Origin of the sequence: Fictibacillus sp. FJAT-27399 (assembly GCF_001510655.1) — a bacterium.
Classification (GTDB): Bacteria; Bacillota; Bacilli; order Bacillales; family Fictibacillaceae; genus Fictibacillus_C; species Fictibacillus_C marinisediminis.
Window position 1 is genome coordinate 439573 of the sequence record NZ_LMVC01000002.1, and the last position, 16924, is coordinate 456496.

At 43.6% G+C, this 16924-nt stretch carries 15 protein-coding genes; 13 read left to right on the top strand and 2 right to left on the bottom strand.

Annotated elements, in window-relative coordinates; all coding sequences use genetic code 11:
* Positions 1-22 precede the first annotated feature (22 nt).
* Positions 23-1087 (top strand): M42 family metallopeptidase, encoded by a 1065-nt coding sequence (locus AR335_RS07320; RefSeq protein WP_062233733.1) that lies wholly within the window; start codon positions 23-25, stop codon positions 1085-1087.
* 20 nt (positions 1088-1107) lie between these two features.
* Positions 1108-1608, top strand: coding sequence for a DUF84 family protein (locus AR335_RS07325; protein ID WP_053357525.1), 501 nt, complete (start codon positions 1108-1110; stop codon positions 1606-1608).
* 40 nt (positions 1609-1648) lie between these two features.
* Here the strand turns inward: AR335_RS07325 and AR335_RS07330 are convergent, their stop codons facing one another.
* A complete protein-coding gene (locus AR335_RS07330; protein WP_062233736.1) occupies positions 1649-3796 on the bottom strand; it encodes a methyl-accepting chemotaxis protein in 2148 nt (715 codons plus the stop codon).
* A 185-nt stretch (positions 3797-3981) separates the two neighbouring features.
* Between AR335_RS07330 and AR335_RS07335 the strand changes: the two genes are divergently transcribed.
* From AR335_RS07335 to murC, 7 genes are all read left to right on the top strand, one after another.
* Positions 3982-4989 carry a PTS transporter subunit IIC gene (locus tag AR335_RS07335; protein ID WP_156418894.1) on the top strand — a complete coding sequence of 336 codons (1008 nt, stop codon included), beginning with the start codon at positions 3982-3984 and terminating at the stop codon, positions 4987-4989.
* Between the two features lie 15 nt (positions 4990-5004).
* Positions 5005-5334, top strand: a complete 330-nt coding sequence (locus AR335_RS07340) for a thioredoxin family protein (protein ID WP_062233739.1) — start codon at positions 5005-5007, stop codon at positions 5332-5334.
* 69 nt (positions 5335-5403) lie between these two features.
* A complete protein-coding gene (gene queF, locus AR335_RS07345; RefSeq protein ID WP_062233742.1) occupies positions 5404-5820 on the top strand; it encodes a preQ(1) synthase in 417 nt (138 codons plus the stop codon).
* A 114-nt stretch (positions 5821-5934) separates the two neighbouring features.
* A complete protein-coding gene (locus tag AR335_RS07350; protein ID WP_053357529.1) occupies positions 5935-6747 on the top strand; it encodes a DUF1444 domain-containing protein in 813 nt (270 codons plus the stop codon).
* A 316-nt stretch (positions 6748-7063) separates the two neighbouring features.
* The gene (locus AR335_RS07355; RefSeq protein WP_062233745.1) at positions 7064-9856 is read left to right on the top strand and encodes a DNA translocase FtsK; all 2793 of its coding nucleotides are present in this window, start codon (positions 7064-7066) and stop codon (positions 9854-9856) included.
* Between the two features lie 214 nt (positions 9857-10070).
* Positions 10071-11168, top strand: coding sequence for a nicotinate phosphoribosyltransferase (locus AR335_RS07360; protein ID WP_062233748.1), 1098 nt, complete (start codon positions 10071-10073; stop codon positions 11166-11168).
* A gap of 297 nt (positions 11169-11465) precedes the next feature.
* Positions 11466-12794: a UDP-N-acetylmuramate--L-alanine ligase gene (gene murC, locus AR335_RS07365; RefSeq protein ID WP_062233752.1), complete on the top strand. Its 1329-nt coding sequence runs from the start codon at positions 11466-11468 to the stop codon at positions 12792-12794.
* 108 nt (positions 12795-12902) lie between these two features.
* Here the strand turns inward: murC and AR335_RS07370 are convergent, their stop codons facing one another.
* On the bottom strand, positions 12903-14015 hold the full coding sequence (locus AR335_RS07370) for an aminopeptidase (protein WP_062233755.1): 1113 nt from the start codon (positions 14013-14015) through the stop codon (positions 12903-12905).
* A gap of 191 nt (positions 14016-14206) precedes the next feature.
* Here AR335_RS07370 and AR335_RS07375 point away from each other — a divergent pair, with 191 nt between their 5' ends.
* The 4 genes from AR335_RS07375 (at position 14207) to AR335_RS07390 (ending at position 16687) form a co-directional block, all read left to right on the top strand.
* Positions 14207-14653, top strand: coding sequence for a DUF948 domain-containing protein (locus AR335_RS07375; protein ID WP_062233758.1), 447 nt, complete (start codon positions 14207-14209; stop codon positions 14651-14653).
* An 11-nt stretch (positions 14654-14664) separates the two neighbouring features.
* Positions 14665-15093 (top strand): YtxH domain-containing protein, encoded by a 429-nt coding sequence (locus tag AR335_RS07380; protein WP_053357535.1) that lies wholly within the window; start codon positions 14665-14667, stop codon positions 15091-15093.
* A 78-nt stretch (positions 15094-15171) separates the two neighbouring features.
* A complete protein-coding gene (ytxJ, locus tag AR335_RS07385) occupies positions 15172-15498 on the top strand; it encodes a bacillithiol system redox-active protein YtxJ (RefSeq protein WP_053357536.1) in 327 nt (108 codons plus the stop codon).
* A 127-nt stretch (positions 15499-15625) separates the two neighbouring features.
* On the top strand, positions 15626-16687 hold the full coding sequence (locus AR335_RS07390; RefSeq protein WP_062233761.1) for a bifunctional 3-deoxy-7-phosphoheptulonate synthase/chorismate mutase: 1062 nt from the start codon (positions 15626-15628) through the stop codon (positions 16685-16687).
* The last annotated feature ends 237 nt before the right edge of the window (positions 16688-16924 follow it).

Sequence of the window (16924 nt, forward strand, 5' to 3'; positions counted from 1 at the left end):
TAGCTTTCCGAAAGGAGAAACAATGAATACTGAAACGCTGGAGTTGTTTAGAACATTAACAGAGCTTCCTGGCGCTCCGGGATTTGAGCATGAAGTCCGGAAGTTTGTCAGAAGAGAAATTGAACCGCTGTCCGATGAGATTATTCAAGACGGACTTGGCAGCATCTTTGGCGTGAAGCATGGCGAAGGGCCAAGAGTAATGGTCGCCGGCCATATGGATGAAGTCGGCTTTATGGTAACAAGAATTACGAAAACTGGTATGATCCATTTTGAAACGCTTGGCGGCTGGTGGAGCCAGGTCCTGCTCGCACAAAGAGTTCAGATCATCACGGATCAGGGTCCTGTCGTTGGTGTGATTGGTTCGGTACCGCCTCATCTGCTTCTTGAGGAGCAGCGGAAGAAGCCAATGGATATCAAGCACATGTATATTGATATCGGTGCAGACAACAAGCAAGATGCTGAGAAAATCGGCATCCGTCCAGGACAGCAGGTTGTGCCGATCTGTCCTTTCACACCGATGGCCAATCCCAAAAAGATTCTTGCTAAAGCGTGGGATAACCGTTATGGCGTAGGCCTGGCGATCGAACTTCTAAAAGAAGTAAAGGATACGAAACTGCCGAATCAGCTCTATTCAGGAGCTACAGTCCAGGAAGAGGCTGGTCTCAGGGGCTCGAAAACAGCCGCCAACCTGATTGAGCCTGATATTTTCTATGCACTGGATGCAAGTCCGGCCAACGACATGACAGGCAATGAAAACGAGTTTGGCCATTTGGGAAAAGGGACTTTGCTTCGTATCCTAGATCGTACGATGATCACGCATAAAGGGCTTCGAGACTTTATTTTAGATACGGCTGAAACCAACAAAATTCCTTATCAATACTTTATTTCGCCAGGTGGAACGGACGCAGGAAGTGTCCACCTTTCAGGAAAAGGAGTTCCTTCAGCCGTAGTAGGTATTTGTTCCCGTTATATTCATACGCACGGATCCATCGTCCATATTGATGATTATGCGGCAGCAAAAGAACTGCTGATCAAGCTCGTAAAGAGCACAGATCAAACAACATTGAACAGTATATTGAACGATTAACAGCAAACAAGGGTGATGTTATGAAGTTTGCAGTAGGTTCAGCAAATCCCGCAAAAATAAAAGCGGTTGAACATGTAGTGAACGAGCCTGTTCAATCGATGGATGTGCCTTCTGGCGTTTCTCCCCAGCCTTTCTCCGACGAGGAGACTAGGCTGGGAGCCGTTAACCGGGCAAAGGCTTGTGTTAAAAACGGTGCAGAGCTGGGATTCGGCTTAGAAGGCGGTGTTTCAGAGACTGAGGGAACACTGTATTTATGCAACTGGGGGGCTTTGTCTGACAGGGAAGGGAACGTTCTCGTGGCAAGCGGTGCAAAGATTCCGCTGCCGGAGGAAATCGCTGAACCAATCAGAAAAGGCCATGAACTAGGCGATGTGATGGCCAGCTTCACATCAGATAAAGACATTCGAAAAAAAGCGGGTGCCATCGGAATTTTTACGAATGGCCGGCTTTCGAGAGACGAGATGTTTGAACATATTGTCAAGATGCTCTACGGGCAATATGAGTATTATCAAAAAAGATAGCAGAAAAAAAGCTCCCTATTTCGGGAGCTTTTTTTCTTTTCTATTTTACTTCTTCATCGTCCTCAGTGTTAAGGGGAGGATTCAGAGATATCTCATCACCGTGATTCAACTCTTCTTCACTCTCATCATAGGAAACTTCCTCCTCATGCTGAGCAGGAGCCGCTTCAAGGAACGCTTCTTCTACAGCTTCATGGACCGTTTGCTCTTCGATATCATGATTAACTGATTCTCCAAGATGGAACTGCTGAACTTCATTCTGCAAATTAAGCGCAATTTCCTGTAGTTCGTTTGCCGCATAGTTCACTTCATTGATCGCCTGTTTCTGGTGGATACTTGATTCACTGACTTGTTCACTTGTAGCCACTGATTCTTGTGAGATGGCACTGACTTCATGAAGTTTTTCAGAAAGGCCGATATTCGCTTCACCAACATGCCGGATCGACGTCTGGATCTGGCTGATCTTTCCGTGAATTGCAGCAACATTGGTTACGATGGACTCAAAGGCCTGCTTGGTCATGGAAACAGACTGAAGCTGCTCATTACGGTAGTCCTCAAATCTAGCCGTTTCCTGAGTAAGATTATCCATCTGGCTTCCCATCAGTTTAACAAGCTGCTGAATCTGCTGTGCTTCATTTTTGGAGCGTTCAGCCAGCTTTCGGACTTCAGCCGCTACAACGGAAAAGCCTCTGCCAGCCTCGCCGGCTCTCGCGGATTCGATGGCAGCATTTAAAGCAAGCAGATCAGTGCTTCTCGCGATTTCTTGTATGGTATGTACGATAGAATGGATCTGTTTGGACTGTGCATTGGCATCTTGTATTTCAGAAATAAGATCATTCGCGAGCGAAGTGAATTTTTCAGAATGTGTATTGAGCTGCTGAACAGTCTCCATTCCAGACTTACCGTCTTCTTCCGCCTGAAGGGTATCTATTGCGATCTGTTCACTGATGGAAGCAGTTTCTTGGATGGCATCTGTAACTTCCGTCAATAGCAGAGTGCTTTCATGCAAATGATCCGCCTGGCTTTGTGCACCAATGGATACTTGCTGTACTGCGTCTGAAACTTCCTCTGTCTGTGCGGTCGTTTCTTCAGATATCGCGGCAAGGTGCTGGGAGGATGCAGCCAGCTGTTCAGAAGCACGCTGCACTTCACTCATGGACCGCTGCATTTTTTCTGCCATGGCGTTAAAGGTCTCAGCAAGCTCACCCATCTCATCATTGGAGGCTGTTTGTACCCGGTAATCTAGATTTCCGTTGCCGATGACTGTGGCTCCTTCTTTTAATAATGAAATGGAGCGGGCGATAGAACGGGTCAGCCAGATTCCAGCTACAGTCATGCCTGTAATAACGATTGCAGAGATACCGATCAAGAGCCAGGTGAGCAATGATTTTAATCCGGATTGTTTGTCTGTCAGCTCTGCTCGTTTCTGATCATTGGATTTCTCGATTTTCATGATGGAAGTCTCAACATTGGCTGCAATCGATTCAAATTCACTTGTCATTTCTTTGATCTGCTTAGATGTCGTTTGGATATTACCAGCCGAGGACGTGTATTTTAACAGTTTTGTTTTGAAATCGGATAATTCATCTTCCGGAAGAGAGGATTTATCAAGCTGTTTTTCAAACTTGCCGGCAGATTCCTGGAATTTTGCTACATTCTCTTCGTTTAAGGACAAATAAAATTCTTTTTCGTATTTGTTCATGATGAGAAACTCATTATATAGTTTAAGGTCCTTCATACCGGAAACTTTCTTCTCAAAGGTTATAGACGTTTCTGCCATCAAATCTTTCAGCCCGCTGATCTGAGCAGCCATAGAAGAAGTAGAGTCAAAGGATGTACCATATTGTTCAATTTTTTTTGAGATGTTTTTATATTCTTTCTTTATGGAAGCATTATTTGCTTTCTTTGAATAATTTTCTACTTTCTTTTGCAATGTAAGAACAGAAGAGTTGATTTCGTTTGCTTTTTCTGTGGAAGGAAGCCGTAAATAATCCTGTTCTTTTTTGCGGATGGTTGTTAGATCATTGTATATTTCTTTGCTATGATTGCTGTTTTGCTGCAATTGTTCCTTTTCATGATCCATTTTCCCGCTTAACCAGACATAACATGCCGTAAATCCGATCATAATCAGCAATCCGATCAAGCTCATAAATAGCATGGTTCTTACCCTGTTGCGTATAGACATGTTCATTGTGTTCCCCCTTTATATCCTTACTATCGGAATCTTTTTAATTTTGTTTATTAAGGTATTGGTCTGTAATGTGAATTTTTCGAAAAAATCCCATCTGTCTTTACAGATGTTATTACTCTTGTATAATAAATGAGTTGTTTTTGAACTTATTCATCAACCATTTAAGAAAAAAGAGGAGAATAAATGTGGGTCATTTCATGAAAAGAAAAGGGGTTTCTCTTTCACCAAAAGTTTACTTTATAACCAGCTTCAGTTACTTTGCCCTTGGTTTGATGTCGTCACTGGTGATCGGTTTGATCTTAAAAACAATCGGAGAGCAGGCACACTGGCCTTTCTTTATAAAAATGGGCAGTCTTGCCATGACGTTGCTCGGTCCAGCAATTGGCGCAGCTGTCGCATATGGGCTTGAAGCTCCGCCCCTCGTCCTGTTTGCTTCAGTCGTGGCAGGTTCTGCAGGAGCCGAGCTTGGAAGTGTAGCCGGCTGTTTTGCTGCAACATTAGTCGCGGTTGAAGCCGGGAAACTGGTGTCCAAGGAAACAAAAGTGGATATCCTTATTACTCCGGCAGTGACCATTCTGGCCGGTTATTCAGTGGCCTATTTTGCAGGGCCAGGCATCGAACATTTCATGAAAGCGTTCGGACACCTTGTCATGTGGGCCACCGAACAGCGGCCGCTGATCATGAGCATCCTTGTGGCGGTACTGCTCGGTTTAGCTCTTACTGGCCCGGTCTCGAGTGCGGCAATTGCTATCATGCTTGGATTAGAAGGCGTGGCTGCGGGAGCGGCTACCATCGGATGTGCGGCACAGATGATCGGGTTCGCCACCATCAGTTACAGAGACAATGGGTTTGGAGGATGGATCACTCAAGGAATTGGAACTTCGAAGCTGCAGTTTCCGAATGTAGTCCGCAATCCGAAAATATTAATTCCCCCAACCCTGGCAGGAATCATACTGGCCCCAATCGGTACGCTGGTATTTCATATGGTCAACATTCCAGCAGGAGCGGGGATGGGGACCAGCGGGCTCGTTGGACAGATCATGACGCTTCGGTCCATGGGATTCAGCTGGCATGTGATCCTATATATTTTTCTGTTGCATTTTGCTGGACCAATACTGATTAGTCTGGTAATTTCAGAATGGATGAGGAAAAAAGGATACATTAAGCCAGGAGATATGAAAATAAACCAGTAAGAGGAGAGATTTTTCATGAGAACGCTTGAATCAATCGGAGAATTTAAAGAATTGACGATGCAGGGAACCGTTATTGCTGTTTTCTCGGCAGGCTGGTGCCCGGATTGCGTGTTTATTAAACCATTTCTTCCTGAACTCGAACAGGAATTCAGCCAATATACATTTGTCTTTGTTGACCGTGACCAGCATATTGAGCTTTGCCAGGAACTTGATATTTTCGGTATCCCAAGCTTTGTCGCTTTCCATGTAGGAAAAGAAATCGGCAGGTATGTAGACAAGGAGCGCAAAACAAAAGAGCAAATCACCGCATTTATAAATAATTTGCCTGTAAACGCCAACGAATAAGAGAAATATGTTAAAATCGTAACAGTACGTTTATACGTCGGGAATTACATTTAGAGAGGGCGTTTAATAATGGCAAAGGTAGAAGTAAATCATAAGAAATACGAAGGCATTCGTTTTGATATAGAAGATGAAAGCGTCATTTTGGTCGATATTTTAGAAACCATTCCTTACGAGTATGCTGGCAAGGATACACTGGTTACCATTCCAACAACAGAGTTTACCTCTGTTTGTCCATGGTCTGGCCTTCCTGACTTTGCGGACATCATCATCAGCTATATCCCGAACGGAGATTTAGTAGAGATGAAATCATTAAAATACTATCTGACTTCATACAGAAACGTAGGGATCTATCAGGAGCATGCAACAAACAAAATGAAGGAAGACCTTGTTGACCTTCTTAAACCAAAGTACCTTAAAATTGTCGCGACATGGAATGCACGCGGAGGATTAGGCACTGAAGTTGTTGTAGAATATAAACAAGACTAGTGAGAAAAGCGCAGTTTCCTGATTAAGAACTTGCGCGGGACATCACATCAACGAATTTACTTCAAAAAACCTCCGTTCAGGAGGTTTTTATGCTTTCATAACTGGAGGGATAGCATGAGTACAAGCCTTAAACTGAAAAAGGTGCTTGAAGAAAGGCTGAACCGGCCTGAATGGCAATTGTCGTATGACCGTGAAAACGAACAGCTTAGAATAGAACATAAAGAGCATCAGAAGGGAATTACCCTTTCTCTTCCTGGGCTGACTGTGGAATGGCAAAAGAAAAAGGACGCCTTTTTGGATGAGCTTGTTTACCATGTGGAAGAAGCTCTCAATGCCATCGAGGCATCTCCTGAAACCAAAAAGGAAAAGAATATCTTTCCTGTCATCCGGTCAACTTCTTTTCCGACAGAATCGCCTGAAGGAGACGCGTTAATCCATGAGGAGCATACAGCTGAAACATCCGTCTTTTATGCTCTGGATCTTGGGAACACATACCGGCTTATTAGTGAAAAAATGCTTCAGGATTTAAACATCAGCAGAGAACAGTTAATGGAGATCGCCCGTTTTAATGTTCGTTCCCTGGATACAGAGATGAAGAGAGATGAGGTTGCGGGCAACACCTTCTACTTTATCAACCATAATGATGGATATGATGCGAGCAGAATTCTCAACTCGGCTTTGCTTGACCGAATGGAAAAGGAAGTGTCGGGTACTCTTGCTGCTGCCGTTCCGCATCAGGACGTCCTCATCTTGGCAGATATTCGGAATAACCAGGGGTATGATATCTTGGCTCAGATGGCGATGCAGTTCTTTATGAACGGCCGTGTGCCAGTAACCGCCCTGCCTTTCCTTTATGAGAACGGTGAACTTGAACCTGTTTTCATCTTGGCAAAAAACAAGCCTGTCGATGAAACAGAAGGAGAGTAGGAAACCAAAGAAATTCTTGGTAAAAATGGCTGTAAAAAAGTCATAAAAGCTTGTCTTAGACCGAAATTTATTATAAGGTATGTTGAAGAAAAGCAGAATCACCCGAATCTTGCTGAATGACAGGAAGTTTTAGGCGGCTTTTTTCCTCCAGTTTAGGTGGCTGTTCAATGGCCGGTAAGCTCGCCTTTATCCATAACCGCTAGAGAAATCTAGTGGTTTTTATATTTTTTGAATTTGTTGGCAATTTTTTCTTAAAGAATGTGACAAATTCCGCTACAATAAAAAGATAGACCTAGAAAAAAAGAAGGTGATGGCAATGTCGTGGTTTAAAAAGATGATGAATTTTATGTTTGATGATGAACCTTCTGAAACAGAAGAATCAATAAATCAAGAAATACATAAGCAAGAGAAAACAGAATCTGGAAATCAACGCACGGTTGGTCGTTTTCAGAACGGCCAATACAATTCTGCACCTCGGATGGTCAGCCGCTATCCATCCGAAGGGAAATTTCGTTTTCCGCTCGTATCAGATGAAGAAGAACTAGGTACATACAGGTCAGCCAGAGCGAATAAACCCAGCTATTCAAAGGCACCAGCTTATAAGAATGTGAAAGAGACCTATCAACCTGCGTTAGAACAAAAAAAAGAAATCCCTATAAAGGAAAAACAGGCATCAGCATCCAAAGAAGAAAAGGCAAGAGTATTCAAGCCTTCTGAGATCCCTTCGCCCATCTACGGATTTGGCAGCAGGGAAGGGCGAATTGGAAAGGAAAACTCGAATACGGCTGATAATCGATACAGCAATCCTTCTTCAAAAAGCCAGTTTAGGCCGACCGAGATTCCTTCACCCATTTATGGGTTTGGCAGCAGGGATAAGAGCAGCAAGGACAATAAGGAAGAAAGCATTCCCACTGCATATGAGGAACGGCCAAAAAGCAATTTTAAGCCGTCACAGGTACCATCTCCAATATATGGTTATGGTGAAAGAAGACCTGACACAATTTTAAATCCGGGGCTATGGAAGCTATCAGAAATTCAAAAGAAAAAAATTCCGGATAATGAATTGATGGAAGAGCTGTTAAAAGAACCGATTACCGTTAAAGAACCTGTCGTACTTCAGAGAGATGAGGAAGTTGAGCCGCCTGTATTGCATGAAGAGAAGGAGGAACAACCGCTTGGACTCGTCCGTTCCAAAGATGAACCGATTCTCCTGCTTGATGAATTTAAAAAAGATACGATCGAGCTGACTGAACCATCTGAACCAGTAATTCAGCTGGAGAGCTCCCCGGAACTTAAGACAGAACGAACAGCACTTGAACAGAGAATGGAAGAAAGCCTTCCAGCACTAGAAACGGAAACGGTTTATGAATCTTTGAATTCAGAACCTATAGTAATGGAATCTGCATCTGCAGAACCAGAATCAGAAACAGAGCTAGAATCAGAACCAATGGAAGAGTATCATGAACAGCCAGAAAAAATACTATCACCCGCTGTTGAAGAGAGACAACGGGAAGTTGCTGAGCACCAAAAAGAGCCGGTGAAAAAGCCTGGGGGCTCCTATGTTCCCTTTAATGTTCTGATGTTGAAAAAAGACCGCAAACCGGCAGATCGGCAGCCAGAGGTGAAAAATTCGCTTGTGAAGAAAGAACAAGCTGTAAGACATTCGCCGGAACCTGTTTCTGCTTCTTCATTTCCTCAGCTGGACCTGCTGCATCATCCGCCCGTACAGGAAGAGGATGACAGCCTTTGGATGGAAGAACAGAGAGACCTCCTTCAGCTGACGCTTGATAACTTTAATGTGAACGCCAGAGTAGTAAATATGACCAAGGGCCCTTCCGTTACAAGACTGGAAGTTCAGCCCGCACCCGGCGTAAAGGTTAACAAAATTACGAATCTTAGCGATGACATTAAATTAAGCTTGTCCGCTAAGGATATCCGGATTGAAGCGCCGATTCCCGGAAAAAACACGATAGGAATTGAAGTTCCAAACCGTCACAGCCAGGCCGTGTATTTGCGTGAAATTCTGCAGAGTGAGGAATTCAGGGAAAGCTCTTCTCCACTTACCGTGGCACTGGGGCTGGATCTTTCAGGTTCACCTATCGTGACCGATCTGCAGAAGATGCCCCATGGACTTATAGCAGGAGCAACCGGATCGGGTAAAAGTGTATGCATCAACTCCATTTTGGTTTCTTTAATGTATAAGGCATCACCAGAGGATGTTCGCCTTCTTCTGGTTGATCCTAAAATGGTGGAGCTGGCTCCTTATAATGCCATACCGCACCTCGTAACTCCTGTTATTACAGATCCAAAGGAAGCGACAACGGCCCTGAAATGGACAGTAGAGGAGATGGAGCGCCGATATGAAGCTTTTGCCAGAAATGGCGTTCGCGATATTAAACGATATAATGACAAAATGAAGAGTGAACAGCTCTATGCCAACAAGATGCCTTACATCGTGGTGGTGATAGACGAACTGGCAGATCTTATGATGGTGTCACCGCAGGACGTAGAAGAAGCGATCTGCAGGATTGCCCAAAAAGCCAGAGCCTGCGGCATTCATCTCCTGCTGGCAACCCAGAGGCCTTCAGTTGACGTCATTACTGGCTTGATTAAAGCGAATATCCCGACTCGCGCAGCGTTCGCTGTGTCATCAGCGATTGATTCCAGAACTATCATTGATATCAGCGGGGCAGAACGTCTGCTCGGCCGCGGAGATATGCTGTTCATGGAAAATGGTTCGAGCAAAGCGGTCCGCATTCAAGGAAACTTTGTTTCTGATGAAGAGATCGAACGAGTTACGGCTTTCGTCAAAGAACAGTATCCGACGCATTATTTGTTCAGCAGAGAAGAATTGATCCAGTCCAATCAGACGGTTGAACAGGAAGACGATCTTTTTGAAGAAGCATGTTATTATGTACTGGATGTTGGCGCAGCCTCGTCATCAAGCATCCAGAGGAGGTTCAGGGTGGGCTATAACCGTGCCGCCCGCCTCGTAGAAATGATGGAAGCGTTCGGTCTTGTATCGGAAGCGATGGGAAGCAAGCCGAGAAACGTCCTCATGTCACAAGAAGAATTCCAAAGCAAAATGTACAGCGAAGCAGAAGTTTAATTGTGATCGTTAAAAAAGGTGTCCTGGGACAGCCAAGCGGCTTTCCAAAGGACGCCTCTTTTTTCGGCTTCATTGCCAGCAAGGATACTAATCAGTTTCTCTTGTTTTCTGAAGAGTAGTTCTATATTATAAGAAAGTATGAGTCTTGCAGGTTTTATTAAGATAAAGAAAACAGCAAATTGCAAATTTCTTGACCAGGTGATGAGGAGTTTATATGAAAGAGATTGAATTGAAGTTACAGGGAAAAATCAAGCGCTTGACCAATCAGACGTTCAAATTTGATGAACGGGCGGGTGACGGCTGGTTCTCGGCTGTGTACTTCCTGAAAACATGTGAAATCGTAAAAAAATTCAAGCCCGACAATATAGTAACGATGCAATTTTTTCAAAAAAACGAGTCTGTTCTTTGCGGAACAGATGAAGCAATTGCCTTAATCAAGACATTTGCAAAAAATGCGGATGACCTGGAAATTTATTCGCTCAAGGATGGCGATAAGATTTCTCCTTTTGAGACGGTCTTTACCATTACCGGACCTTATCAGCATTTTGGATTTCTTGAAGGGATGCTTGATGGGATCTTAGCGAGAAGGACGTCTGTGGCGACAAATGTATATAACGTAGTTAAAGCGGCCAGTATATCGGGTGTTCAAAAGCCCGTTATCTTTATGGGTGACCGCGACGACCACTTCGCTCAGCAGGCTGGTGACGGATACGCTGCATACATCGGCGGTTCAACAGCTCAGGCCACCCATGCGATGAATGAATGGTGGGGGAAGCAGGGAATGGGGACGATGCCTCATGCTCTTATTCAACTGTTTGGCGGGGACATTGTTGAAGCGACAAAAGCTTATCACGAAACCTATCCGGAAGATGAACTGATGGCGCTGGTTGATTACAACAATGATGCGATCACAGACGCTCTGAAAGTAGCGAGAGAATTTGGCAGTGTTTTAAAAGGGGTGCGTATCGACACATCCCGAACGATGGTCGATCAGCATTTCTTCCGCAATCCTGAGGTTTTAGGCAGCTTCGATCCGCGGGGAGTAAACCCCGAACTGATTTTTGCATTGAGAAAAGCGCTTGATCAGGAAGGATTTCAGCATGTTAAAATCGTGGTCAGCGGCGGCTTTACTGAAGAACGGATCACTTCTTTTGAAAAACATGGTGTACCAGTCGATATATATGGAGTAGGGAGCAATCTCCTTAAAATTAATATTGGGTTTACCGGGGATAACGTTTTGATGCATGGAAAGCCTCAAGCGAAAGCGGGCCGGATCTATCGCCCAAATGCCCGTCTTGAAAAAATAGAGTAGAAACTCTTAGATTTATGTCTAAGAGTTTTTCCCTCATTTAGGACTATATAAATTTGGAAAACGAGAGCAAAATAGGAAAGAATCTGTAACTAAATGCCTCTTTTGGCCAATCCTCCAGAAGTAATGGAGATAGACATTGTTTTTTGCTATAATGAGAAAATGAGTCGGTTACCGCTTTGCTTTTTGATGATTATCATTACTTTATAAGCAGGCATATACTGACAGAAAATAGGCCTTGAAAAATGGACTGCCTGAACAGGCGGTTCTGAGAAGGTTTTTGATTGTGGAGGTCTTAACATGACACATTATCACTTTGTAGGAATTAAAGGTACCGGAATGAGTGCTTTGGCTCAAATACTTCATGATATGCAAAATGAGGTTCAGGGGTCTGACGTTGAAAAGTATTTTTTTACCCAGCAGGCTCTAGACGAGCGCGGGATTACAATACTTCCTTTTGATAAAAACAATATTAAAGAAGGCCAGACGATTATTGCTGGAAATGCGTTCCCGGATGACAATGAAGAACTGATAGCAGCAAGGGAGATTGGCTTGCCGATCTACCGTTATCATCACTTCCTTGGCGACTTTGTTAAGAAGTATACAGGCGTTGCCGTAACAGGCTCGCACGGTAAAACATCAACGACAGGCCTGCTTGCTCATGTTCTTGGAGGAGCGAAGCCGACTTCGTTTCTTATCGGTGACGGAACGGGCAGAGGGGTAGAAGACAGCGAATTTTTCGTATTCGAGGCTTGTGAATACCGCCGCCATTTTCTTTCCTATGAGCCCGCATACGGAATCATGACGAACATTGACTTCGACCATCCTGATTATTTTAAGGATATCGATGATGTGATCAGCGCGTTTCAGGCGATGGCCATGCAGGTAACAAAAGGAATCATCGCTTGCGGTGATGATCAGCATCTGCAGAAGATCCATGCAAACGTACCCGTCGTATTTTATGGCCTTGAAGAACACAACGATTTTCAGGCAGCCAATATTAAGCGTGATGAGATCGGCACTACATTTGATGTTTTTGTGCGCAACACTTTTTATAACACATTTACGATTACGGGGTATGGAACCCACAACATTCTCAATGCGTTAGCGGTTATTGCTTTGTGCCACTATGAGGATGTACCCGTTGATATTATTTCTGACCGTCTAAAAACGTTTAGTGGTGTAAAGCGCCGTTATTCTGAAAAGCCGTTTGGCAATCAAGTATTGGTCGATGACTATGCTCATCATCCAACAGAAATCAGTGCTACAATTGAAGCCACTAAATATAAGTACAAAGACCGTGATGTTGTGGCGATTTTTCAGCCCCATACTTTCACGAGAACGAAAACGTTTCTGCAAGAATTCGGTGATAGCTTAAGCAAAGCCGATTATGTTTATCTGTGTGATATCTTCGGTTCCGCACGTGAAAATGCAGGTACACTCACGATAAAAGACCTGCAGGACCTAATTCCGAATGCACAGCTTCTCACAGAGAATGAAGTAGGCATTCTGGAACAGCACAAAGACGGTATTCTATTGTTTATGGGTGCTGGAGATATTCAAAAGTTTCAAAAGTCCTATGAACAGGAAGTTGAAGAAAACAAAGGGAAAAGTACACGAATTGGATAACGATGAAAAAGGGGACTCGGGAAGAGTCCCCCTTTTTTTATATGAATGAAAATGAACTCCAGTAAAAAAAGCGCCGGAAGGTTTATCCTCCGGCGCTTTTAATATCACTTATTTAAGGTTCTCAGGGTTAAGCTTGTCAAGCTCAGGAAGAATAAAACGTCCGTCCTTACGGATCAATACATCATCAAAATAGATTTCTCCGCCGCCATAGTCAGGGCGCTGGATCATAACCATATCCCAGTGGATGTTAGAGTCATTGCCGTTATATGCTTCTTCATATGCTTGTCCAGGTGTGAAGTGAAAGCTTCCGTCAATCTTCTCATCAAACAGGATGTCTTTCATCGGATGCTGGATGAAAGGATTTACACCGATGGCAAATTCTCCGATATAGCGGGATCCTTCATCTGTATCAAAGATTTTGTTGATGCGCTCTGAATCATTGGCAGTCGCATTTACGATTTTACCGTTTTCGAAAGTAAGAGATACGTTTTCAAACGTATAGCCTTGATATGGAGAAGGAGTATTGTACGTGATCGTTCCATTTACAGAGTCGCGCACTGGCGCAGTGAATACTTCTCCGTCTGGAATATTGTTGGCTCCCGCACAGCGGATTGCCGGAATGTCTTTAATAGAGAAAGTAAGATCGGTTCCAGGTCCTTTAAGATGGACTTTATCCGTTCTGTTCATAAGATCTTCCAGAGATTTCATCGCTTCGTTCATATTGCCGTAATCCAGGTTGCATACTTGGAAGTAGAAGTCTTCAAAAGCATCGGTGCTCATGCTGGCAAGCTGAGCCATGGATGCGTTAGGGTAACGAAGAACGACCCATTTCGTTTTCTTAATACGAATATCGCGGTGCATTGCGAAGACTGTTCTTTCATAGAGCGCCATTTTTTCAGCAGGCACATCAGATAATTCGTTGATATTGTCTCCTGAACGCAGACCGATGTACGCGTCCATTTGCGACATAAGATCGCCTTCATGCTTAGCGATAAGTTGCATCTGATCCTCAGACGCTTCCATGTATTGCTGGCGCATCACGGAATGATCTTTCAGCAATACGAAAGGATATCCGCCTGCTGCGTATGCTTCTTGTATAAGTGCATTGACAAGCTCTTTTTGAAAGCCGAAGTTTTCAATAAGAACCTTTTCCCCTTTTTGGAGATTAACAGAGTATGTAATTAGATTTTTGGCTAATTGTTGAATGCGTGGATCTCTCAAAGAAATTTCCCCCTCGAATTATGTTGATAGGCCTAACGTATCTATTTTAACTCAATTTAAACAATTTGTAATGTTCAAACCCCAATTCTAGAAGGAAATCGGTAAATATTGTAGAATAGTAGGATATATGTTTAGTTTTATGGGCATAGGGTAATTTTAAAACCAATCATATCTGGAGGTGTCGCGGAAATATGAACGTACTGATTCCAATAAGTGTCGCAATCATTGCCCTCGCATTTGTTGTCCTCGTGTTTTTCTTAGCCCGTACTTTAAAATCCTTGCAGGGAACACTTGATAACGTAGCGAAAACATTAGATGGGCTAGAAACCCAATTAAACGGAGTGACTTCAGAGACAGCTCAGCTGCTTCACAAAACAAACAAACTTGCTGAAGATGTCCAAACCAAGGCAGATTCCTTGAACACCGTGTTTTCTGCCGTACAGGATTTAGGAAGCTCTATTCATAATGTGAATCAATCTGTCCGCAAGGTAACAGAGAAAATTTCTATTGGTGCTGAGCGGCAGTCTGAGAATATTTCCCAGGCGGTTAAATGGGGTAACGTTGCAATCAACCTTTGGGAAAAATGGAAGATTAAAAAATCCAAATTGGAATCTTCCCGAAGAAAACAATACCAATAAGGAGGAGAATCATGAGTAACGAAAACAACAACCAAAACATTAACAGTAAAGATTTTATTATTGGTGCTCTTGTGGGTGGAATTGTAGGTGCTGCTTCTGCACTATTGATGGCTCCTAAAAGCGGTAAGGAATTAAGGAATGACATCAATGAGCAGGCAGGCACAATTAAGGATAAGAGCACTGAATGGTCTGCGATGGCGAAAGATAAATCATCCAATATTGCTCGTACCGTTTCCGAGCAGTCCAATCAAGTGGCTGGCAAGGTGAAGGAGTTAACGACCAGCATCCGCCGAGACCTTGATAATTGGAGAAATAAAGGCAAAGATGTGATGGATGAGAGTGCTGATGCATATGGTGAAATTACAAGCCAAGCAGAAACTGAAGTTAACCGTCAGCCGAATACGGTAACTGAAGAAGAACTTGTTGAGCACAAATATTGATACCATCTGAATAAATGTGAAATGATAAGCGGAGAAGATGATCTTCTCCGTTTTTTTTTATATAAGGGAGGAAACGATATGCCATTAACGAAAATTTCAGATTCAGAAGCTTTTAAAAAGGCGATAAGTGAAAATGGGAGAGTGTTTGTACTGAAGAACAGCACAACTTGCCCGATCAGTCATGCGGCTTTTGAAGAGTACAAAAAATTTGCTGAAGATCAAAGTGGGAACTTATACTACTTGAACGTTCAGGAAGCGCGGCCGCTTTCCAATGAAATTGCCGAGGCTTATGGAATCAAACATGAATCTCCTCAGGTCTTGCTTTTTGAGAATGGTGAGGTAAAATGGAACGATTCCCATTGGTCTATCACCTATTCTGCGCTGCAGGATAAGGTTAATCAATAATATATCCCTGTTTTGCCCGGATTCAGCCGAGCAAAACAGGTTTTTTTATATTTTTTACAGGTGACAGTTCCTCTTGGTTTCGACTATAATGTATGTGTTTTAAAAACAGAGCATAGGAGAGGTTAACATGAGCATAGGTAAGTTAGACGAGCTGAGAGACCTGGTGAAAGGTCTGGACCTGCAGCTGCTGGACCTGTTGAATAGACGGGAAGCGATGCTGCAAGAGAATGAAGCCCTAAGGCTGGAAAGTACGATTGCACTGCGTGATAAGGCCAAAAGGCAAAAGGAAGGGCCTTTGTGCAAAGACGTGCTATTGAACATTATTAAAGTACTCGAAGATGCTGGACAGAATCTTGATCAAATGCAAGCCCGCCATCTTCTTGTTTCAAGAAAAAGACATCCTGAAAACACGGTATTTTCGATCAAAGGAGAAAAAATTGGGAATGGTATTCCCCATCTGATCGCCGGTCCATGTGCAGTGGAAAGTGAACAGCAGCTGGATGAAGCGGCTAAAGCTGTAAAAGCACAGGGACTTACGTTTATGCGAGGCGGAGCTTTCAAGCCAAGAACGTCACCTTATGATTTTCAAGGTCTGGGAATTGAGGGTCTTAAGTTATTGAGGCAAGCCGGTAACAAACATGGCTTGGCTGTTATAAGCGAGATCGTTGACCCCAGAGACCTTGAGGCGGCCGAAGAGTATTTGGATATCATTCAAATTGGTGCAAGGAATATGCAAAATTTTGAACTGCTGAAAGAAGCCGGCAAAATGAGCAAGCCAGTCCTGTTAAAGCGCGGACTTGCGGCTACCATTGAGGAATTTATATATAGTGCTGAATATGTCATGGCAAGCGGAAATGATCAGATCATTTTATGTGAGCGAGGAATAAGGACCTATGAGAAGGCGACGAGAAATACATTGGACATTACTGCTGTTCCGATTCTTAAGCAAGAGACGCACCTCCCAGTCTTTGTGGATGTTACCCATTCGACCGGAAGGAAGGATCTGCTCGTTCCTGCTGCAAAGGCAGCGCTGGCAATCGGTGCAGACGGCATTATGGCAGAAGTTCATCCTCATCCTGAGCTTGCCTTATCCGATTCTGCACAGCAAATGAATCCTCAAGAATTTCAACTGTTTGTCGATGAGCTAAGCAGCAGCGGTTTATATAAAAGAACGGGAATCTACGCTTAACCAAAGGCTTTTTTCTAAAAGATTGTTGCTTTGGGAACTTTTTTGAAAAGAGTCTTTGTAAGGCTTAGCGCCCGCCCCGCGGAAAGCGAGCATCCTGAAACGGAAATCAACTACTCCTAAGAGCAACAAAGGTTACGAAAACAGCCTAACCAAAAAACTCTCCCTAGTGGAGGGTTTTTTCATTAATATGGCTGGCCATGAATATAAAGGAAAAGAAAAACAGCAATACCTGAGCAT